We start from the raw sequence: 22,454 nt of genomic DNA, 5'->3' as shown, positions 1-22,454 counted from the left end.
TTAATAAGTGAAAGGATATTAAAGCTAAGAAGTCTCTATTTCCTTTACAACAAACTTTTGTAGTATTTCTTTTATTTTAGATTCTATTAATATATAGTCAGGCATTTCTTTTCCTGTATACAAGAACATAAAAGTAAAGTGATGAGAAGTGTTATTGATCACAAGATACTTATTTTTTCGATAACTTTCGCGCAACAAACGTTTTATACGATTTCTTTGTACAGCTTTTTTAAAATTACGTTTACTGACCGAAACTGATGTTTGTATCGAAGACTCATTTTTAGATGAAGTTTTTCTATATATGAGACGTACAGGATATCTAGCAATAGATTTGCCTTCGGAAAAAATTAAATCAATTTCCTTTTTACTTTTCAATCGTTCTTTAGCGCCAAAAGTTGCTGTCATATACTGATAAATGTACTGATTTAAACGTTATTTACAATTATAAACCCAGAATTGATCGTGTCAATTCTGGGTTTTATCTTTTAAAAACAAATTTAATATTTACGGTTGTGTTGAAGAATATTCATTATTCTTTTTGTCTACGTCCGCCATTTGCTCGGTAATATCAATTTTCAAGGACTTTATGTCAGATTTAGGTTTAGAAATATTAAATGTATATGTTGGGTGCGTCCATGTCCAATCCGACAGAACAGCTCTCTTTGTTTTAGGAAAAGGGTTTTCTTTTTCTTTTCTCATCATTCTTAAAGGAATATAAAATGATTCTTTACTACCATCGTTATATTCTACATAAATATCTATAGGCATTGGCATTAGTCCTAAACGTTCTAAGGTTACTGCGGTGGTATTTCCTTTTTCCGAAACATCTTTAATACTATAATCAATAGTATTTGTAGTTTGTGTCCAATCAGTTAAATACCAATCTAACTGCATTCCTGAAACTTTCTCAGCAATACGTTTGAAATCATTGGGTGTAGGATGTTTAAATTTCCATTGATTATAGTATTTTTTAATAGTTTTGGTTAGGTTCTCTTGTCCAATAACATATCCAAGTTGTGCCATAAAAACGGCACCTTTTGCGTAAGCAGATGCGCCATAGGCTCCGTTTCTAGAGAAACGATCAGCATGAGTAGATTGCGGTTGCTCTATTCCGGATGTGGCTAATTGAAAATATCCTTGATACATACCTTTCATAGGATTTGGTTTGTTTTGCTCCATTACCTTATCCATCGCTAAAGTAGAAATATAACTGGTAAACCCTTCGTCCATCCATTCATGTTTAGCTTCATTTGTTGCTAAAATATGCTGAAACCACGCGTGTGCCATTTCATGAGCCGTTACGCCAACTAAACTACCAAAACTTCTTTTTCCAGTTATTAATGTACACATCGCATATTCCATTCCACCATCTCCTCCTTGTATTATCGAATATTGATCGTATGGATATTTTCCTATAGTAGTACTAAAATAGTTCATTAAATCTACTGATTTAGGCTGTAGCTTTTTCCAGTTTTCTATAAATGCTTTATCGTCACTTTTCTTATATAAGAAATGAAGAACAGGACCATCAGGAACTTGTACAACGTCATGAATATATTCTGGATCTGCTGCCCACGTAAAATCATGAACATTCGGCGCAATAAAATGCCAAGCAAGCTTTTTTCCTTTTTGTTTTACTTTGGTTCCAGGTTTTTCATATCCGTATCCAATTTCTTCTGGGTTTTGAAGATACCCTGATCCTCCGAGAATATAGTTTTTATCAATGTTAATAGTTACGTCAAAATTACCCCAAACACCATGAAATTCTCTTGCTATATATGGATCTGCATGCCATCCTTCGAAATCATATTCAGCAATTTTCGGATACCATTGTGTCATAGACAAGGCAACACCTTCTTTACTATTACGTCCAGATCGACGAATTTGATTTGGAACCTGACCGTTAAATTCCATTGAGAAGGTTACCTTTTCTCCTGGTGCAATTGCTTTATTGAGTTGTACCTCTAAAATAGTTCCCGCAACCTCATATTGTACTTTTTTTCCATTTTGCTTTAAAGAAGATACTTTTAGATACCCTATTTCTTCTGGAGAAAGCTTACTAATTCTATCCATTACCCTAGGATCTGGATCAGCAATATTTCGGGATCTTACATCCATTTCGCTTCCTGGTTGGAATGCATTGAAGTATAAATGATAAAAAACCTGATTTAAAGAATCTGGAGAATTATTGGTATAAACCAGTTCTTGGGTTCCGGTATACTGGAAATTTTTTACATTCATATCCACGTTCATTTTATAATCAACGTGTTGTTGCCAGTAGCTGGTGTTATTTTGTGCCGTAACACTGAAAATGGATATTAAAAATCCAATGGAGATTATTTTAGAGATCATGTTTTTTTATTTTGATAGTTTTTCAGCCAAAATAAGGGCGTTATATAGATTAACCATTTTACCGGATTTGGATAATTCGGTAAATTTATCAGACTTGATACCGTCTGATCCTACTACAACAGTTGCAGTTGTACTTAAACCACTATCCATTAAAATTTGTTTTACTTGTGTAGCCTTTAATTTAGGATAATAAGATCTAATTAATGCTGCCACACCAGATACTGCAGGAGCTGCCATTGAGGTACCCTGAAGATATTCATACGAATTTGATGGAGTAGTAGCCCATATTTTTACTCCCGGAGCAAAAGCATCTACATTACTTTTTCCGTAATTAGAAAAGCTTGCCACTAAATTAGAACCATATTCATAATTCAAAGCACCGATGGTAATAAAGTTATTAGAAATTTCAGAGGTGTTATCTGTTTGATCATTTGGATATACTGCTTTTTGATCTAGATCTAAACCTTCATTTCCTGCAGCATTCACAATTAAAACATCTTTTTCTCCTGCGTATTTTATCGCGTCTCTAACCCATTCTGGATGTGTAGAGTAGTATTTTCCAAAACTTGTGTTAATTACCTTAGCTCCATTATCTACTGCATATCTTATAGCAAGTGCAATATCTTTGTCATACTCATCGCCATTAGGAACGGCTCTAATAGCCATAATTTTTACATTTTTAGCAATTCCATTAACTCCTTTTCCATTATTACGTTCTGCTGCAATGATACCAGACACATGTGTTCCATGTTTTATTCCTTCTTTATCTGGATTAGGTCCCATGACATTGTTATTTCCGTAATTAACATCCGAAATATCATCTACATTATCTTTTACGATTGTTCTTCCATCAAAGTCTAGGTTTAGATGATAGTTTAGTTGTTCTGTAAAGTATTCGATACCACCTTCTAAATTATGAATCAAATCTGGAATTGTTTCTCCTTTTTCTAAAAAACCAAACATTTGAGATAACAAAGCAACATGTTGTTGCATTTGTGGGGTTTCAGCTTTTACGTTTAATAGTTCGTTTTGACTATAATCTTCTTTTCCTAAAACTTCGGCTATTTTTTGATGAGAAGGTTTTACCTGTTGCACGATCTGCTCATATCGTGTTTTGGTTCCAACAGCTTTTTGATATTCTTCTTCTAGTTCTGCTTTGGCGGAAATATATGTTTGATATTCTTCCTTATCTGAAGCGCTTACTGAAGCAAAGTTTTTCCCTTCAAATTTTGGTTTTAGCTTCTTTACGATTCTAGTATATTCGAGGTTTTCATTTTCAGAATCTCCAAGAAAGTTCCAACCATGGATATCGTCAACATACCCGTTTTTGTCATCATCTTTACCATTATTTTTAATTTCTTTTGGATTCGTCCAGATAACACCATCTAAGTCTTCATGTTCAATATCAACACCGCTATCAATCACAGCAACAATAACGGTTTGTCCGTTTTTGTTTTTGAGTAATTCATTGTAAGCTCTATCTACACTCATTCCAGGAATTGTGTCTGTCTTTAGATCCGCAGAATTCCAGTTTTTTAATTGTGCTTCTGTTAATACAATATTTTTTAGAGGAACTGTGTCAATATTTTCTATTGGAGTAGAAATTATTGTAGGAGCACCACAACCCACCAATAGCATTGATGAGGCAACAGAAGCAAAGATTATTTTATTAGACTTGGGGTTCATAGCATTTTTAATTAAATATTTCATTACAAGTAAATGTTTCTTTATATCGTACACCTTTTTCGGTTTCCTGTACAGTTATTATTTCGTTATGAGCATCATGTTCCATAAACAAATACCAATTATTTTTAGCTGCATTTTCCAAAAATAGTTTTTTCTCAGGCAATGTTAATAGCGGTCTGGTATCATATCCCATTACATATGGTAAAGGTATGTGACCCGCAGTTGGCAAAAGATCCGCCATAAACACAATGGTTCGATCTTTATAGGTTATATGTGGAATCATTTGTTTTTCTGTATGACCATCAGCAAATAGCACGCCAAAACCTAATTCAGTTTGTCTCTGGAAGGCCTCTCCTGTTCTAGAAATAAAATTAAGATGACCGCTTTCCTGAATTGGTAATATGTTTTCTGATAGAAAAGATGCTTTTTCTCGAGCATTAGGTTCGGTGGCCCATTTCCAGTGATTTTCATTACTCCATACTTTTGCATTTTTAAATGCCATTTCGTAACCCGTTTTATCTTTATTCCATGTTACGACACCTCCACAATGGTCGAAGTGTAAATGGGTAATAAATACATCGGTAATATCGTCTCTATGGAATCCCTTTTCTTTCAAAGATTTATCTAAATTATCATCTCCCCACAAGGAGTAATAACCAAAAAATTTATCAGATTGTTTGTCTCCCATACCAGAATCAATAAGAATTAATCGATTTCCTTCTTCTATTAAGAGACATCTGGCAGCAATATCTATTAGATTGTTTGCATCAGCAGGATTCGTTTTATTCCATAAAACTTTTGGAACAACACCAAACATTGCTCCTCCATCTAGTTTAAAGTTTCCTGCTTTTACAGCGTGTAATTTCATCTATTGATATGATTAATTTTAGAAATCAAATTGATTCATTGTATATTCTAAAGTGGGTTCAAAATTTTTGCAAAATAGAAAAAATGTTAAGGATCAGTATTTAATTTTTCGACTTTTTAACAATCTTTCTAGGTTTTACTGCAATAATCATAAAATAGGTCCTTATTTATATACGTTTTTTGCGAAAGTAATCCATCAGATCACTAAAGTTGTTATTTGTAAAAAATGTTAGGAAACCTTTTAAGCGATCATAAATTTGATTTGCGCTATGAATTTCTAAAAAAAATCTCATATTTTGCTAATCGTAACACTTATAAATGCAACATGGTTGAATTAGCCGGTATTATTATTTTAGGAATTTTGGCACAATGGGTTGCTTGGAAATTTAAAATTCCTGCAATATTACCTCTTATCCTTATTGGCCTCTTAGTAGGTCCTATTGCTACATTATATACTGAAGACGGCACAAAACTGATACAGCCTATTTATAATGGAACCGAAGGGCTTTTTCCTGGAGAGAGTTTATTTTATTTTGTATCCTTAGCAATTAGTATTATTCTTTTTGAAGGAGGATTAACGCTTAGAAGAGATGAAATTCTTAATGTAGGCCCAGTAATCCTGAAGCTTATTACTGTTGCTGTGGTGGTAACATTTTTTGGAGCAGGATTTGCGGCGCACTACATTTTTGATCTTAGTTGGCCAATTTCCTTTTTATTCTCATCTCTAATTATTGTTACGGGTCCAACAGTAATTACTCCTATTCTAAGAAATATACCTCTCAAAAAAGATATTTCTGCAGTTCTAAAATGGGAAGGTATTTTAATTGATCCGATAGGTGCTTTAGTTGCGGTATTAGTTTTTGAATTTATTAGTGTAGGTGAGGGAGAAGCTTTTACCAAAAAGGCGTTTATAGAATTTGGTAAGATTGTTTTGTTTGGTTTCACATTCGGTTTCACATTTGCGTATGCTTTAGCTTTTGGAATCAAAAGAAAAATAATTCCACATTATCTATTAAATGTTTTTACTCTTGCTGTGGTTCTTGGGGTGTTTGTATTATCGGATGTATTTGCTCATGAGTCTGGTTTATTATCTGTGGTAGTAATGGGGATGGTTTTAGGAAATATGAATCTTCCTAATTTTGATGAATTGTTATATTTCAAAGAATCATTAAGTGTATTATTGATTTCGATCTTATTTATTCTTCTTTCTGCAAATATCAATATTGAAGAATTACAATTAATATATAACTGGGATGCTATTTTACTTTTCGCCGCTGTTGTTTTTATTGTAAGACCTTTGGGTGTTTTTCTGAGTTCGATGAACTCGGGATTAAAAACAAACGAGAAATTATTTATTAGTTGGGTAGGTCCTCGAGGGATAGTTGCTGCTGGTATTGCATCGTTATTTGGCTTGAAATTAGCTAAAAATGGTATTCCGGAAGCGGAGTATATTACTCCTTTGGTTTTTATGATCGTTTTAGGAACCGTTCTTTTAAATGCTACTACTGCAAGATTATTTGCCAAAGTGGTAGGTGTGTTTTTAACGAAATCAGAAGGTATACTCATTATAGGAGCATCTAAGGTTTCTCGTTTGATTGCTTCATATTTAAAAAAGAATCAACGCCATGTTGTATTAGTAGATAGTAACAGAGAGAATATAAAGAAAGCTAAGAGCCTTGGTTTAGAAGCGCTAGAAGGAAGTATTTATAATGACCAATTAAAAAACAATATAGAATTAAATGATATTGGATTTTTAATGGCGCTTACTGGTAACAGTGATATCAATAAGTTTGCCATTCAACAATTTAAAGATCAGTTTGGCGAAAATGGATCATTTAGACTAGTAAGTTCTGAAGAAATGAATGATCCCGATAATAATCCGGATGAGGGATTATTTTCACATACAGATGATTACAACACTTTAATGAATCTAGCAGAAAAGTATCCAAGTATTCAGGAGATTAAAATTAATGATGGAGCGCAATACGATTCATTAATTGAATTGACCAAAGAAGATGAAGATATTATTCCTCTCTTTATTAAAGGACCAAATAATTCTATAAGAATTATTTCAGCCTATAGCGAAAAAATGGAACAAATCGATGAGGGTAGCTTCTTAGTTTATATTGGAAAACCAATAGATGTAGAAGAAGTTGGTTTAATCGACAAAAAGTAGGAAAATTCGATAAAATACTCATAATTAACAAAATATTTTGTTAATTATAAAATATTACTCTATATTCGCTCACATTTAAATTTTAAAACCCAAATTATGAAAAAACTTATGTTTGTTGCCGTTTTCGGTATGGCTTTAGGATTCACTTCTTGTGGTGAGGACGATGTTGTTGATTTCGTTTGTGATGCTGTAGTAGAGGAACTTAGAGCTGACGTAGATTCAGCATTTGCTGATTGGCAGGCAGAAGAAACTCCAGCAACTTGTAGTGCGTTAAAAGACGCAATTGATTCTTTTAGATCTAGTGATTGTGGTACTGCTGATGCTTATGCAGCACAAAGAGATGCTTTACCTGAAGATTGTTCAACAGCAGGTCAAGGAAACTAAAATCTATATATGATATTAATGAAAAAGGAGGCAATTGCCTCCTTTTTTTATACCTCTACTTTTCTTATCCATTAATTATTTTCTTTTATAAGATATACATAGACCGGGAAGTGATCACTATATCCTCCTGTATAAGCTCCATTTGCAAAACTTCGGTAAGGATAACCTTTATATCTTCCTCTTGGATTGGCAAGATAGTTTTTATTAAAAACTCCTGCTTTATAATATCTGTAAGAGCTGTAGTCTTTATCTAACAGTCCCTTAGAAACAATAATTTGATCAAAAAGGTTCCAACTATCTCTCCAGGCAAGTGATCCAATTCCTTTTTTAGACATATTATACATCGGATTATATAAGCCTTTTAGTTTTACGTCCTTTTTCTCAGATTTTGCACCTAATACTTTTTTCACACTATCATTATCTGGATCATCATTCAGGTCGCCCATTGTAATTATTTTGGCGTAGGGATCAATATCAAATAAGGAGTCAATAATCTTTTTGTTTAAAGCTGCAGCCTCCTCTCTTTTATATCGACTTCGTGCTTCTCCACCACTTCTAGAAGGCCAGTGATTCACAATGACATGTATTAAATCACCGTCTAAATATCCGCTTACCAGTAATTGATCTCTGGTATACACTCGCTTTTTGGCATCATTATTACTATAAATAAGCAATTCATGCACACTAGTATTCACTGGTCTAAATAGAGATTTCTGATATAATAGTGCCACATCAATACCTCTTCGATCAGGTGAATCAAACTGCACAATTCCATAGTCTTTTGGTAGAAGAACAGGTTCATTTGCAAGGTCTTCCAAAACTTTTCTATTTTCAATTTCTGCAACTCCTAAGATGGCGGGAGCGTTTTTTGTTACGTCAGCACCTATTTCAGAAATGACCTTGGCCATATTTTTTAGCTTGTCCTTGTAAATTTCTTCTGTCCAATGATCTTTTCCATTCGGAGTACGATCATCATCATATGTAATAGGATCATCCAGAGTATCAAAAAGATTTTCCACATTATAAAATGCAATTGTATTAACTTTATATGTTTTCTTTTCTTGAGAAAGAACAGTAAACAAAGGACTAAGCACAAAAGCAAAAATGAATAAATATTTTGCGTTCATTATGTAATTGATTATTAACTTATTGTAAAATACATTCCAAAATTTGAGCCAAAATTAGCTTTTCTATTTAAAACATGTACTTTTGCGCGGCAGAAATGTTAATTTTTTAACTAAAACAATTATTGAATGAAAGTGTCACAACTCAAAAAGAATCTTTTCTTTTTAATGATTTTTTTAAGTTCTGTTGCTATGACTAATGCTCAGCAAACAGGATTAAAGGGTAAAATTGTTGACGCATCTACCAATGAAAATCTAACTCAAGTACTTATTACAATTGAAGGAACTTTGCTTTCTGCAACGACTAATAATCTAGGGGAGTTTGATTTTGGAGGCGTACAACTACCATTAGGAGAACAAATAGCAGTTATATCCAAAGATGGATATATCACTAAGCGTTTTCCTATAATTATTAATGAAGGAAGTGTGTTAGATCTAAAAACGATAGATCTAAATTATGATGTAAATCAGGAACAAATCCAAATAGGTACGATAAGCCTTACGGATAACGAATTAGATGATGGTGATGACGATGCATCTGCTAATGTATCGGGATTATTACAAGCATCAAGAGATGTATTCCTTAGTGCGGCAGCGTTTGATTTTAGCGCTACATTTTTCCGCCCAAGAGGTCTTGGTAACGAAAATGCCAAGGTATTGATCAATGGAATTGAAATGAATAAATTGAACGATGGACGACCACAGTGGAGCAACTGGGGTGGACTAAATGACGTTCAGCGTAATCAGGAATTCTCCATGGGAATTTCTGCCAATGATTATACTTTCGGTGATCTGGCAGGATCGACTAATATTATTATGAGAGCTTCTCAATACAGACAAGGAGGTCGATTATCTTATGCAGCTTCTAATAGAAGTTATACCGGTAGAGTAATGGGTAGCTATAGTTCCGGATTAATGAGTAATGGTTGGGCATATACCATTTCTTTGGCAAGAAGAATGGGTAATGAAGGATATATCGAAGGAACCTTATATGATGCTAATTCTATCTTTGCAGCCGTAGAGAAAAAAATTAATGACCAACACAGCATTAATGTAACTAGTTTTTATACACCAAACAGAAGAGGTAGATCGACTGCAATTACCGAAGAAGTTTTTAGGCTAAAAGGAAGACAGTATAATCCAAACTGGGGATATTTTGATGGTGAAAAGAAAAACTCAAGAGTTCGAGAAATAGAAGAACCCGTTTTCATGTTAAATCACTTTTGGAATATCAGCGATAAAACAACGTTAAATACCAATATAGGGTATCAAACAGGTAAGATAGGAAATAGTCGAATTGATAACGGAGGTACAGAATTAGTTACTTTTAACGGAGTAGATACTTACTCTGGTGGTGGAGCCAGTAGAGATACTAATCCAATTCATCCTAGTTATTTACCAAGTTCTTTTTTAGATGATCCAAACCCTACACCATTAGATTTTCAAAATGCATTCTTAGCTCAACAAGAATTTGTAAGAAACGGGCAGTTGAACTGGAATCAGCTAATACAAGCGAATCAATTAAATGCCCAAAGAGGTGTTAATTCTACCTACATATTATATGAAGATAGAATAGATGATACGCAATGGACTTTTAATTCGATATTAAATAGCCAATTGACAGATAATATTACATTAAATGCTGCTGTAAACTATAGAACCTTAAAAAGTGAGAACTTTGCAGAAGTAACTGATTTATTAGGCGGAAGAGGTTTTTTAGATGTCGATTTGTTTGGAGCTCAACAAGATAATGATGTAGCTCCAGAAAATAGACTTAATCCAGAACAATTAGCTGATCGAGCGCAAAGTGATTTACGAAATCGTAACAGAGTTGTTGGAGTAGGTGATCGATATGACTATAATTACGAAATAGATGCTGATGTAGTTAGTGGTTTTGCACAAGCACAGTTTAAATTTAATAGAGTAGACTTCTTTTTGGGAGGTAATGTTTCTCAAACGACTTACCAAAGAAACGGATTATTTGAAAATGGATATTTTCCTGGTGAAGGACGTTTAGGATCTTTTGGTAAGAGTGATAAGTTAGAGTTTACGAATTATGGTGCAAAAGGAGGTTTTACTTATAAAATCAATGGTCGTAACCTTATTGATATTAATGGAACATATTTTACAAAAGCTCCAACGATTCGTAACTCTTTTGCAAATTCTAGACAAAACAATAGAACTATTGCTCAGTTGATAGAGGCTGAACCTACAATTTCTGGAAGTCAGGAAAGTGAAAAAGTTCAATCTTTTGATGCAAGTTATATCTTAAGAACACCAAAGTTAAAGGCAAGATTAACAGGGTATTATACGAAGATACAAGATGCGACAGAATTATCTTTCTTCTTTACGCAAGCTATCTCTGGATCTGATGTTGGTTTTGTTCAGGAGATTCTTACAGGTGTAGATAAGCAACATATAGGTGCTGAATTAGGTATTGAATATCAAATTACTCCTACGATTAAATTAAAAGGAGCTGCTGCGATAGGACAGTTTACATATGCTAACGATCCTGATTTGTTTGTGGCAAGTACCAGTAGTGATTTCTTGGGAGAAACTACAGGAGATTTGGACAGAGTGCGTTACTTTGGAAAATCTTCTCTAGAAGATTATCGTATCGCTGGAGGACCACAAAATGCAGCGCAGTTTGGTTTTGAGTATCGAGACCCTAAATTCTGGTGGTTTGGAGCAACAGCAAACTATTTTTCAAATGCCTATATAGATGTAAGTCCGTTTGCAAGATCATCGAACTTTAATCAAGATGTAGACGGATTACCGTTTAACGATTATGATGAAAACATTGCAAGAGAATTATTAAGACAAGAACAATTTGATGACTATATTCTTGTAAATGCGGTAGGAGGTAAGTCTTGGAGAGTAAAAGATTATTATATAGGGTTCTTTGCTACTATTAATAACATATTTGACAAAGAATATAGAACTGGTGGTTTTGAACAGGCTAGAAACGCAAATTATAGATTAGCATTAGAAGAAGCTCAGCGCGACACACCTGTTTTTGGACCAAGATATTTCTATGGGTTTGGTACTTCATACTACCTAAATGTATATGTAAGATTTTAATGATGAACACAACAAAAAAATATTATAAAATGAATTCAATTAATTTAAAGAAACTAATAAGCGTTTTAGTTTTAGCAGTTACTATTACTGCTTGTGTACAAGACGATGATTTTAGAACACCTGCGTTGGTGATAGAGGAGCCTGATTTTCCAGAGAACAGTACGTTTGTTCAAATTGGTGGTATTTTAGGTGATTTAGCGCAAGCTCAAAATGATGATGGTCCTGATGCTAAAGTTACTTTTGAAGTAGCCAACCAGTATTTAGAAGGTTATGTTGTGTCTAGTGATAAAGCAGGGAACTTTTTTGAAGAATTTGTAATTCAGAACTCACCATCCTCTCCTACTGCTGGATTAAGAGTTTTGATTGATGTAAATCCGTTATTTACAAGTTATGAATTTGGACGTAAAGTATTTATCGATTTAGAAGGGTTATCAATTGGAACAGAAAATGGAGTAGCAACACTTGGGGTGCTTTCTGGTGATGAGGTAGATCAGATTCCTTCGTTTTCACAGGAAGAGAGAATTCTTAGATCTTCCGAGGTTGCAGAAATTACACCTTTAGAAATCACGTTCGAGGAGTTTTCTGATGATTTAACTAATTTATACGTACAGATTAACAATGTACAGTTTAATCGAAATGATGTACTAGGAAATGACCCTTTAACCTTTGCTGGAGAACCTAGCGATGAGTTTGATGGAGAAAGAAACTTAGAAAGTTGTGATACGGGTGCTACCGCTGTATTAAGCACAAGTACTTTTGCTGATTTTAAATCATTAACATTACCAACACAACAAGGAAGTTTCGCAGGAGTTTTAACCAAAAACTTCTTTGGTGACACCTTTAATTTAGTGCTTAATGATGTTACAGGATTAGCATTCGATAATGAAAACCGTTGTGATCCTAATGTATTAGAGTGTGATGGAACTAGTGGTGGTGCCAATGTAGTTTTCGAAGAAGACTTTACAGGATTAAGCATTAGTGATTTAGAAGGTGCAGGATGGTTAAATGTAAATACGACTGGTGGAAGTTTAGATTATGTGGTTGGTAGTTTTAGCGGTAACCAATACGCGCAAATCTCTGGATTTAACTCTGGAGAAAGTCCATTCGAAGTTTGGTTAGTAACACCACAAATTGATCTTACAGCATCTTCTGCAGAAGAGCTGTCATTCGATATCCAAGCAAATTTTGATAACGGTAATATTCTTACAGCATTTATTACGGATAATTTTACAGGGGATGTAACCACTACAGAGTGGACGCAATTAGATGCATCTATACCTACTGGACCAAGTGGAGGTTTTGGAGATTTTGAAGGTGTCGGACCTATTAATATATCTTGTATTGATGGTAACGTTCGTATTGCGTTCCGTTATGCAGGAGCCGATCCTGGACCAACAACAAGATATCACATCGATAACATTGAGATTTCAGGAAACTAAGAGTTTCTTTGTTTACGACAACGAATAATAAAACTCCCTTAAGAAGCTTCTTAAGGGAGTTTTTTAATGGTTTAATACATGTTCCGTTAATAATCAAAAGTTACAGTGTAAGCACTATTATTTTTAGTTTTTACACGGAATCTAAACTGGTAACAAGGATTCTTAGTGTGAGAGAAACTTTGATTGTTAGAAATTAGTTTCCACTCATTTTGAATAGTAGCCCAACTACTGTTGCTATATGCTTTATACTTTAATCCATAATATACCCTTCTCCAGAAGTTATGTCTTGCAATCTCCGCTATTTGAGCTTGATTTACAGAGCTATAGTGCGTATAGTATTGCCAGCTAGCTTTGGAAGCATTTGTTTGAGGGTGATTAAAGTTGATCGCATATTTTGAATTTGGATTCGCTTTTGTAAGCTGTACTAATTCAAAGGCGATATCATTACCAGTTTCTTCAAAAGAGGCATCTTTAGCATCTCCCTCTTCAGAATCAATAGTAGTTTCTGTAAGATCCATGATGTTATGACGTACTAGGCTCTCTTTTAAAGTTTCATTAGAATGAATTTCCATTAAACTAAGGTTTTCAGTAGAATAATTGGTTAATGCTGATTGGTTATTTGCATAAATTCTTACCACTCCAGTACTACCTTCTTCTGAGCTAATCGTGACATCTTTTTGAAAGTCATAGATGTCTTTTAAAGAAAAATCAGATGTTATTGCTGATTCATCTATGATTTCATTGGATTCGTCCTTATCACAGGAAGCAAAGAATAATAATCCAAAGATTGGTAATGCATAAAATAACTTTTTCATTTGTTTGGTTTTTAAGAATAATTAATTGACTTGTTTAGCTTTTTGATACTTAGTATCCTTATTTTTTACTGTTTAATTGAAAAGAAGATTATTGTTATTGAAACTTCTTTTGGCGCCATTTGAGCTTCTTATCCTATGAGATGGATGATCTTAATACTATTCTTTTCATTTTAAGTAAAATGCGAACTCATAATTTTCTTTTTGAATTCGGATTCAAAAGTATAGGGGTAGGTATAATCAGCAAAGGAGATATTTTGTTTTGCGGAAATTTCCGCAAAACAAAATATTGAATATCAATTATTTAAGAATAAACAAAGGGTTTGTTACCAGAACAAAAAGGGGTTTATGTCCCGGCGTTTTAAAGTGAAATAACTTTATAGAAAAAAGGTGTTTGTTGGGTGTTTTTGTATGGGATTTACATATGATGTTTTAAATAAATGTAAACAGGAAAATGATCGCTATAACCTCCTTTATATTTTCCTCCAGCATATGTTCTAAAGGGCTTGCCTTTATATCGTCCTTTATAGATTTTAAGGAAGCTATCATCAAAGATATTAGCTTCGGCGAAACTATGTGTTCCTTTTTCGAACTTATGGAAGTTATTGCTAAAAATGATTTGATCAAATAGATTCCATTGGTTTTTATAGTTTAATGTTCCACGAAATCTAGTGTGTAATCTTTCCATTGGATTATAGAAATCATGACCAATAAGATGTTGTTTCACACTTTCACTACTAGGGTCATCATTAAAATCACCCATGATAATAATCTTTGCATTTGGATCTTTTTCGGTAATCCGATGAATGATTTCACGGTTTTTTTCTGCAGCGGCAATACGTTTATAAGCTGTTAATTCAGCTCCATCTCTTCTAGATGGCCAGTGATTTACCAAAATATGAATTTCTTCGTTCTGTAGTTCTCCCGTTACCCACAAAATATCGCGAGTAAAATCTCTTTCTCCATGATCATTCATTACTAGTAAAGGAACACTTTCTGAATATGTAACCGTAAATTTTTCTTTTTGATATAATAAACCAACATCTATTCCACGTTCGTCAGGAGATTCGTGATGGATTACACCGTAGTTTTTATGAATCAGGTGCTTTGTTTTTACAAGATCTTCTAAAACAGCTTTATTTTCTACTTCAGCTACTCCCAAAATCACAGGAGCCTTACCAGACTTAGCAAATCCAATATTAGAAATAGCGGTTCCAAGTTTAAACAGCTTCTTCTCATACCTTTTTTTATTCCATCTTTTTTCAGAATCCGGTAAGAAATCATCATCCAAAGTGTTAGGATCATCTTTGGTATCAAATAAGTTTTCTAGATTATAAAAAGCAATGGTATGTAGGTTTGTATCTTTTTTTTTGAAATAAGGTTTAGAAGACATGAAATAAAAATTTATTGTAGAGGCCTAAAGTACAAATTCAAATGCATACAATATTGTACCTTTGTAGATTAATTGTTGAAACAGTACGTAAGAAGTAGATCGCTGAAAAATTAGGCGCAGATGTTAGAAAAGGAAAAAATAAAATACGAAAAGGCAATACTAATAGGTATTGTTACGAAGAATCAGGATGAGGAAAAGCTAACAGAATTTTTAGATGAGCTGGAGTTCCTTACCTATACTGCTGGTGGAGAAGTGGTGAAGCGATTTACTCAAAAAATGGAGGTGCCCAATTCTAAAACATTTATCGGTTCTGGTAAAATGGAAGAGGTGTTGGCATATGTAGAACAACATGATATTGGAACTGTTGTTTTTGATGATGAATTAACGCCTGCTCAGCAACGTAATATAGAACGTATATTAAAAGCTAAGATCATTGACCGAACGAACTTGATTCTGGATATTTTTGCACAACGCGCTCAGACAAGTTATGCCCGTACACAGGTAGAATTAGCGCAGTATCAATATTTGTTACCGCGATTAACAGGTTTATGGACTCACTTAGAACGTCAGCGAGGAGGTATTGGAATGCGCGGACCAGGAGAAACAGAGATCGAAACCGATAGACGTATTGTAAGAGATCGTATTTCTTTATTAAAGAAAAAACTACTTACCATCGATAAACAAATGGCTACACAACGAGGTAATCGTGGAAAATTGGTGAGAGTAGCCTTGGTAGGATATACGAACGTGGGTAAATCTACCTTAATGAATGTAATTGCAAAAAGTAATGTATTTGCCGAAAATAAGCTATTTGCAACCTTAGACACCACAGTAAGAAAGGTGGTTATTGGCAACCTTCCTTTTTTATTAAGTGATACCGTAGGGTTTATCAGAAAACTTCCAACGCAATTGGTAGAAAGTTTTAAAAGTACCTTAGATGAGGTAAGAGAAGCAGATTTATTGCTGCACGTAGTAGATATATCTCATGGTCAGTTTGAAGATCATATCGCTTCTGTAAATAAGATCTTAGGTGAGATCGAAAGTATGGATAAGCCTACGATTATGGTGTTTAATAAAATAGATGCTTACGAGCATAAGACTATAGACGAAGATGATCTTACTACCGAAAAAACGGAAGTTCACTATACACTAGATGAGTGGAAACAAACCTGGATGAGTAGGATAGGTGATAATGCCTTATTTATATCTGCCATTAATAAAGAAAATATGGACTCTTTTAGAAAAAGAGTTTATAAAGAGGTAAGAGATATTCATGTAACCCGTTTTCCTTATAACAACTTCTTATATCCAGAGTTTGTGGAGGAGTAAAACTTACTAGAAATTTTTATTTATTTTTTAAAGTTATAAAGTTTCAAAGGCAGTAATGTCTTGGAGCTTTATAGGGAGAAATTTGCGCTCATTTTTTAAAAAGATTCGATCTAAAAATTCCCATTTTCAAAATATTTCTACAAAAATTCCTCATCTAGAGGTAACATATATTCTTTTGAAGACACTTACTAATATGTGACGGGAAATTTTAGGTTTTTTTATCAGGCTACTTTATTGATTTAAAGCAGTGTTTAAGCCTAAAGGACAAGTCATATAATAACACATTTATTTTTTAAATAAGATTAAATAGATGTGTTTATCGAATAAGTAAATTATTGTTTAACTTTAAATTTTTTAAAAATGAATGCAAATTTTTTTAAGCTATTAGAGGCTGGTAGTGTAGAATTAACACGAAATGAATTAAAAGAAACTACTGGTGGTTTTTCTATTCCAGCTGCAGTAGCTATTAGATGTGGAGATGGAAACATTTATACTTGCTCAGGAAACGATTGTACTGGACAAGACAATGTAGGCTGTTCCTGTGATGGAGGTGCGCAAAGTGTTTCTTGCGCCGATCATCCAAAGGAATAAGATCTAAAATTTTCTTGTTACGCAAGACCTTTATATTAATTAACGATATAGAAGGTCTTGTAACTTTTTAAAAATTTATTTATGAAACGAAGTTTTGTTTACACTATCTTTTTATTGACAATAATGCTTTCTTGTAAGCAAGAAAAAGATATAATCTCAGGAAAACAGAATGTTGAATTAGTTAAACAATCTGATCAAGGTCCTTTTCCGATTATGACTTCAGCATTTACCATGGTTGATTCTGTTCCATTTAATCTAAAGGGTATTCTAGATCTGGATAGCTTATCTATTCAAAGTATTAGGAGAACAAGTGAAAAAAGATTGAAAAAACTTTTGAATGATAATGAAATAGATTCTTTAACATTTAAAGAGCTTAATATAGAATGGTACGCTTTATCTGCTATTAAAGATGATAAACAAATTATTATCATAGACCAGAATCGAAATCTTGATTTTAGTGATGATAAACAACATATTATCGACAAAGAAATTAGAGAAACTTTAAGGAATAATGAAAAACTTCAAGATTCCTTTCCAACTATTATCTTTCCATACAAAAGATACATTAATGGTAAAATTTTAAATGATGACCTTAGAACAAAGGTCTTACCATATAAAAATTTCTTTTATCGAGAGAAACCAAGCGCTAAGGAATTAATGTATCTAGATCTATTATTAGTCTCTAGTAGACGTGAACATTGGCTTGGAAATTTTAAGTTAGATAGTATTCATTATAAAACAGCAATTGCCGATCATTGGAATGATTATCAGATAGTTTTTAGAGAACAAGACAAACCTTTTTATTCGCGTAGAAATAAAGATGACGAATATGAAGAATTTGTGGTGGGCGATACTGTGCAGTTAGGTTCTCATTTTATAAAAATTGATAGTGTAGGTGCTGATTTGAAAAACTTATACTTGCAAAAGTTACAAATTACCTCATTACCGCATGGGTATCGAAGAGAAGATGTAATGCGTAATTATCTTATAGAAGATATGGATGGTCGTAAGAGCAGAATTAAAGATCTTATTGGTTTTAATGATTATTTATTGATAGATTTTTGGGGGACATGGTGTGTTCCTTGTTTGCAACTTACACCGGATCTAAAGAAATTTCATGAAAATTATCCTAATGTTGCTATGTTAGGTGTGGATTTTGACTATGAAAAAGAACCAGGAGTTAAATACATAAAAAACAAAGAATTAGACTGGACACATATGTTTATTGAACGTGTTCGTAAAGATAGTTTATTACATACCAAATTAGTAGGTAAATTACGTATTGATCGATATCCAACTTTCATGCTTATCGATAAGAATTTAAAAATTATATATAGAGGAGTTGGTAAAAAAGGGTTGGATAGAATTGAAGAGCTGGTTGTAGCCTATAAAGCAAACGAAGAGTTTCAGAAAAAAAAGGAAGCGACTAATTAAAACTCATAATTTAATCCTAGTCCAAGAACTTCTCTGATTTGGAATCCGCTAGTAGCATTATCATCGTAGATGGCTTGGAATGCAAAACTACCGGAGATGTATTTATTTACGATTAAGTTGATGTTTAGCGTGTAATCAATATCGATATTATAAGGATCCTCGATATAATTAGAGTACAAATTTAGGATCTGCTCCATTGTAATGTTTTTGATAATGGGAAACTTAGCATAAGCCGCTAAGGATCCTCCAAACTCAAATCGTGAGCTTTTGCCAGCGTCTACACCAAAATAATCACCATCTACATAATCTGGAGTAGTGGTAAACTGATCGTCTACGAAAATCATACGAGAGGTTACAGGTGCTATATTAATATTTAGGTTATCGCTTTTTTTCCAAAGCAATCCTGGACCTATTTGTAAAAAAGCAGGAGAGAAAAAATGAGTTTCCTCGGTACGAATCGTTTCGTCGGTATCTGGGTCTTTGGAAAAACTATATCCCTTGGCAAATTGAGATCTAAAATTTACAAATAAGGAGTAGTTCCAATAGGATTCTGCAATCCTCTGTCCTAAACGAGAGTTCAATTCTAGACGATCATTCGTTTTGCGAGCAAAATTTTCGCCTTTTAGAAAAGTAAGACCATAATCTGCTAAAATTTTATTATCCCAAGTTAAACTGTTCTTTTTGTAGTTAATCTCATAATTAAGCGCTAGGTTTCCAGCTACGTTAGAAGTTCCTCCACCTTGCCAATCATAATTAAATGCAGATTGATTAAAAAAGAAAGAAAACTTTCCGAAGGATTTCCATCCTATATGAGGCTTTTTAACAGGCTTAGGGTTTAGTTTGTTCAAGAGTTTTTTAAGGACAATAACATTTAGTTCTTTGGGAGTATTTTGGAGTAAACTATCCAATGACCTTTCCAATCGAACTTGTATAGAATCTAGTTGTTTTACCTCTTTTTTTTCTTGACCAAAAGCTTTAATCAGTAAAAAGTATAGAAAAATAAATACAACAATCTTGCGCATGGGTAACAACGGATATGGGCACAAATATAATTTATGCGTATAGCTTATTCAAATATATAGACGTAACCTAATACCTAATGTAGCAGTGATTGTATTATGTAAACTATTATTTTTTTAGATTAGTATGCATGTATTTGAAAAATAAACTAGAAATAAAATGAACATCAAACTGCATAAGGCAACAAATGATGATATTACTTTTTTGTTGGAATTAAGAAGGCAAACTATGATTGAACATTTGGAAAAAGTAGGGTTGTTTTTATCAGAAGAACAACATTTGGCTAGAGTAAGAATTCATTTTGATCATGCATTTATAATTCTACAGCATAAAGAAAAAATAGGTGTACTAAAATATATCGAAACAGATAGTGTTATCGAAATTCTTCAACTTCAGATAACCCCTAAATTTCAGGGAAAAGGAATTGGAAATTACGTGCTTAACGATGTCATAGAACAAGCTATAGCAACCAATAAAGAAATAAGACTTAAAGTACTAAAAGAAAATCCAGCAAAGTTTCTATATGAGCGAAATGGTTTTTCGATATATGATGAAGATTCATACGAGTTTTATATGAAACTCCTGAAATGACAGAAATAAAAAAGGGTCAACTTCTTTAAGTTGACCCTTTTTTATTATACTATTTTTTTACTTAGAATGAGTAACTTAATCCTAAGTTCCAGAAAGATTGTAATTCATTATCAGTGTTCTCTAAAGTACGTACTTCTGTTGGAGGAGGAACAAGTAAAGCGTCTTGCGCCAATGCATAGTTGAATGCTTCTTGCTTGTTACTTCTAAGACCAAAATCAAATCCAACTCCTATAGCTTTCCATAAAGTATAAGAGAAAGAATTTGTCCATGTCCAGTTAGAATAATCAGCATCCTCATAACTTACAAAAGCAGATAAGTTGGTTTTAAAGTTAATAGCACCAAACTTACGTGTGTAATCTGCAACAATTTTAGCACCTAAAGAAGACTCGTACTGAGCATCACCTTTGCTAAATACAAAATTGTAGTTCAATGGATGCACAACTACAACTAGATTGTTAATAGGAGTCCAAGTAATACCCACACCTAAATCTAAATATCCAGGATCGTTAAAGTTGTTAAGAAGCGTAGTTCTATATTCTCCTAAAGTTGAAACCGCTAATGTATTTGTCAGTTTGTAACCAAATAAAGAAGAAACAGTAAACACATCTGTAGACTCTCTAAAGCTATCATCATCTGTTGGATCATCTCTATCATCTAATTTTACCCATGCTAAATTTACGTTAGCGCTATTTCTCCAAAAATACTTTTCTTCTAATAAGTTAGCGTATGCATTTACGGTTACTCCAATAGTACCTGCATCATTATTAGGAATTCCTTGTGCAAACCAGTTATTAAAACCAGAAAGACTTCCTCCAATGGTACCAAAAGCACCGATTTTCCATCCTGGTAAAGCATCTATTTGTGCTTGGATCGCGTTAGCTCTTCCTTGTATTGCAGCAATAGAATCTTTTTTTGCAGCTAATTTTGTTTTCAATTCTTCTTCTGTTTGTGCAAGCCCTATTTGGATTCCTGCTACTAGAAAAATAAATGTGAATACGATTTTTTTCATAATCTATATAGTTTTAAGTAGTTTGTTTATCACAAAGGATATTCTAAATTTAGTAATAAACTTTGGTAAAACAAGTTCAAGGTTTATGCAAAATTTTGCGTTGGCAAATATAATTGAAGTAATACGCTTCGATATAAAAGAATAGTATTCAAGGGTGAATTTTCGATAAAAAGCACTTTTTAACGATGAAGTTGTTATTTTCTTTTAAAAAGAGGTACAGAAGAGCATGCTTCACCGTACATAATACTTTTAGCAATTGGTTGTAGTTTTTGGATAAGTTGTATGTAAGCGTTTTCAGGAATAGGCTTATTTGCACAACCTTTTATGATTAATAGCTTATCCTGATATGCTGAGATATCAAGTGTACGAACAATATCAGAAAAGAGTATAGTCTCCAGGTCTTTTAATGATCCTACTACAACATGTTTGGCAAACGGAGTTAACTTGGTAGTGAGTAATAAATATGCCCATCCAGGAATAATAGCATCACTAGAACAATGTAGTGCCACATATGCGTTCTGGTATTGACTCCAATCATGTTCGGAAACTTGCTGTCTAAATTCCTTTTCGCGAAGAATAAAACCTTCATAAAGCCAATCCTTTATATCAAATACTACTCGATCTCCTGCTGGATAGTAATCCTCAAGATCAATGGTAATAAGATTTTTGTTATTTGCAACTCTATTAATGATTTCTTCTGCCATGGTATTAGATTTTATATCCTATTTTTTCGGTAAGGGCTATTTTACTTTTGGCAAAATTGCCAGTTCCAAAACCTATTTCTTTGCCATCTTCGTTATATAATACGGATTCTGCAACATAAAGATTTTGAGATCGGAATTTTATTTTTCCAATAGCTTTAATATCTCCTTTGTTTGCAGGGCGCACTAAATTTATATTGAAGGATGTGGTTAGTACAAAAGCATCTTCAACAATTGAATTTACAGAAAAAAACGCTGCATCATCTAATAATTTGAAGTAAACAGAACCATGAATTGCACCTAGTGCGTGAAAATATTTATCGGATATAGTCAGTCCAATTTCTGATATTCCTTCAGAAATCTTAACTGTTGTGGTATCAAAGATGTCCGTATTGATATTTGCATTCAAATACATCTTTTCTAATTTACGATAATGCTCCAGATTCATTTTTACTGTATATCAGC

19 protein-coding genes are annotated in these 22,454 nt (G+C 33.2%); 8 read left to right on the top strand and 11 right to left on the bottom strand.

Annotated elements, in window-relative coordinates; genetic code table 11:
• Window positions 1-24: 24 nt before the first annotated feature.
• From rnpA to ACWNT5_RS06635, 4 genes are all read right to left on the bottom strand, one after another.
• Window positions 25-405, bottom strand: coding sequence for a ribonuclease P protein component (gene rnpA, locus ACWNT5_RS06650; protein WP_299609720.1), 381 nt, complete (start codon window positions 403-405; stop codon window positions 25-27).
• Between the two features lie 99 nt (window positions 406-504).
• On the bottom strand, window positions 505-2,352 hold the full coding sequence (locus ACWNT5_RS06645) for a M1 family metallopeptidase (protein ID WP_456516934.1): 1,848 nt from the start codon (window positions 2,350-2,352) through the stop codon (window positions 505-507).
• Between the two features lie 6 nt (window positions 2,353-2,358).
• The gene (locus tag ACWNT5_RS06640; protein ID WP_299609725.1) at window positions 2,359-4,062 is read right to left on the bottom strand and encodes a S8 family peptidase; all 1,704 of its coding nucleotides are present in this window, start codon (window positions 4,060-4,062) and stop codon (window positions 2,359-2,361) included.
• A complete protein-coding gene (locus ACWNT5_RS06635) occupies window positions 4,046-4,906 on the bottom strand; it encodes an MBL fold metallo-hydrolase (protein ID WP_456516933.1) in 861 nt (286 codons plus the stop codon). Before ACWNT5_RS06635 ends, ACWNT5_RS06640 begins: the two co-directional genes overlap by 17 nt.
• Window positions 4,907-5,230: 324 nt before the next feature.
• On the opposite strand from ACWNT5_RS06635, the gene ACWNT5_RS06630 reads away from it, so the two are divergent.
• Window positions 5,231-7,081 carry a cation:proton antiporter gene (locus ACWNT5_RS06630; RefSeq protein ID WP_299609730.1) on the top strand — a complete coding sequence of 617 codons (1,851 nt, stop codon included), beginning with the start codon at window positions 5,231-5,233 and terminating at the stop codon, window positions 7,079-7,081.
• 96 nt (window positions 7,082-7,177) lie between these two features.
• Window positions 7,178-7,465: a hypothetical protein gene (locus ACWNT5_RS06625; protein ID WP_299609732.1), complete on the top strand. Its 288-nt coding sequence runs from the start codon at window positions 7,178-7,180 to the stop codon at window positions 7,463-7,465.
• 71 nt (window positions 7,466-7,536) lie between these two features.
• Here the strand turns inward: ACWNT5_RS06625 and ACWNT5_RS06620 are convergent, their stop codons facing one another.
• Window positions 7,537-8,592 (bottom strand): endonuclease/exonuclease/phosphatase family protein, encoded by a 1,056-nt coding sequence (locus ACWNT5_RS06620; RefSeq protein WP_299609734.1) that lies wholly within the window; start codon window positions 8,590-8,592, stop codon window positions 7,537-7,539.
• A gap of 126 nt (window positions 8,593-8,718) precedes the next feature.
• Here ACWNT5_RS06620 and ACWNT5_RS06615 point away from each other — a divergent pair, with 126 nt between their 5' ends.
• Both ACWNT5_RS06615 and ACWNT5_RS06610 read left to right on the top strand, forming a co-directional pair.
• Window positions 8,719-11,670: a TonB-dependent receptor gene (locus ACWNT5_RS06615; RefSeq protein ID WP_299609737.1), complete on the top strand. Its 2,952-nt coding sequence runs from the start codon at window positions 8,719-8,721 to the stop codon at window positions 11,668-11,670.
• A gap of 29 nt (window positions 11,671-11,699) precedes the next feature.
• A complete protein-coding gene (locus tag ACWNT5_RS06610) occupies window positions 11,700-13,109 on the top strand; it encodes a DUF5689 domain-containing protein (RefSeq protein ID WP_299609740.1) in 1,410 nt (469 codons plus the stop codon).
• 86 nt (window positions 13,110-13,195) lie between these two features.
• On the opposite strand, the gene ACWNT5_RS06605 is transcribed toward ACWNT5_RS06610, so the two are convergent.
• Together ACWNT5_RS06605 and ACWNT5_RS06600 are read right to left on the bottom strand one after the other, a co-directional pair.
• Window positions 13,196-13,924: a hypothetical protein gene (locus tag ACWNT5_RS06605; RefSeq protein WP_299609743.1), complete on the bottom strand. Its 729-nt coding sequence runs from the start codon at window positions 13,922-13,924 to the stop codon at window positions 13,196-13,198.
• A 415-nt stretch (window positions 13,925-14,339) separates the two neighbouring features.
• Complete coding sequence (locus tag ACWNT5_RS06600) at window positions 14,340-15,314, bottom strand: endonuclease/exonuclease/phosphatase family protein (protein ID WP_299609746.1); 975 nt, start codon at window positions 15,312-15,314, stop codon at window positions 14,340-14,342.
• A 120-nt stretch (window positions 15,315-15,434) separates the two neighbouring features.
• Here ACWNT5_RS06600 and hflX point away from each other — a divergent pair, with 120 nt between their 5' ends.
• The 3 genes from hflX (at window position 15,435) to ACWNT5_RS06585 (ending at window position 18,668) form a co-directional block, all read left to right on the top strand.
• Window positions 15,435-16,643 (top strand): GTPase HflX, encoded by a 1,209-nt coding sequence (gene hflX, locus ACWNT5_RS06595; RefSeq protein WP_299609749.1) that lies wholly within the window; start codon window positions 15,435-15,437, stop codon window positions 16,641-16,643.
• 360 nt (window positions 16,644-17,003) lie between these two features.
• Window positions 17,004-17,234, top strand: coding sequence for a hypothetical protein (locus ACWNT5_RS06590; RefSeq protein WP_299609752.1), 231 nt, complete (start codon window positions 17,004-17,006; stop codon window positions 17,232-17,234).
• 81 nt (window positions 17,235-17,315) lie between these two features.
• Entirely contained in the window at window positions 17,316-18,668 is a 1,353-nt protein-coding gene (locus tag ACWNT5_RS06585; RefSeq protein ID WP_299609755.1) for a TlpA family protein disulfide reductase, read from the top strand.
• Here the strand turns inward: ACWNT5_RS06585 and ACWNT5_RS06580 are convergent.
• Window positions 18,665-19,690: a DUF3078 domain-containing protein gene (locus ACWNT5_RS06580; protein ID WP_299609758.1), complete on the bottom strand. Its 1,026-nt coding sequence runs from the start codon at window positions 19,688-19,690 to the stop codon at window positions 18,665-18,667. The two genes, ACWNT5_RS06585 and ACWNT5_RS06580, sit on opposite strands and share 4 nt — an antisense overlap.
• A 157-nt stretch (window positions 19,691-19,847) precedes the next feature.
• On the opposite strand from ACWNT5_RS06580, the gene ACWNT5_RS06575 reads away from it, so the two are divergent.
• On the top strand, window positions 19,848-20,279 hold the full coding sequence (locus ACWNT5_RS06575) for a GNAT family N-acetyltransferase (protein WP_456516932.1): 432 nt from the start codon (window positions 19,848-19,850) through the stop codon (window positions 20,277-20,279).
• A 61-nt stretch (window positions 20,280-20,340) separates the two neighbouring features.
• Here the strand turns inward: ACWNT5_RS06575 and ACWNT5_RS06570 are convergent, their stop codons facing one another.
• The 3 genes from ACWNT5_RS06570 to ACWNT5_RS06560 form a co-directional block, all read right to left on the bottom strand.
• Window positions 20,341-21,288: a DUF3078 domain-containing protein gene (locus ACWNT5_RS06570; RefSeq protein ID WP_299609762.1), complete on the bottom strand. Its 948-nt coding sequence runs from the start codon at window positions 21,286-21,288 to the stop codon at window positions 20,341-20,343.
• Between the two features lie 194 nt (window positions 21,289-21,482).
• The gene (locus ACWNT5_RS06565) at window positions 21,483-21,992 is read right to left on the bottom strand and encodes a DUF2480 family protein (RefSeq protein WP_456516931.1); all 510 of its coding nucleotides are present in this window, start codon (window positions 21,990-21,992) and stop codon (window positions 21,483-21,485) included.
• Window positions 21,993-21,996: 4 nt separating this feature from the next.
• Entirely contained in the window at window positions 21,997-22,437 is a 441-nt protein-coding gene (locus ACWNT5_RS06560; protein ID WP_456516930.1) for a PaaI family thioesterase, read from the bottom strand.
• Window positions 22,438-22,454 lie beyond the last annotated feature (17 nt).

It is taken from the genome of Aquimarina sp. 433, from assembly GCF_054054605.1.
Note: the sequence above shows the minus strand (reverse complement) of the source record. Positions and strands in the feature narration are given on the sequence as shown.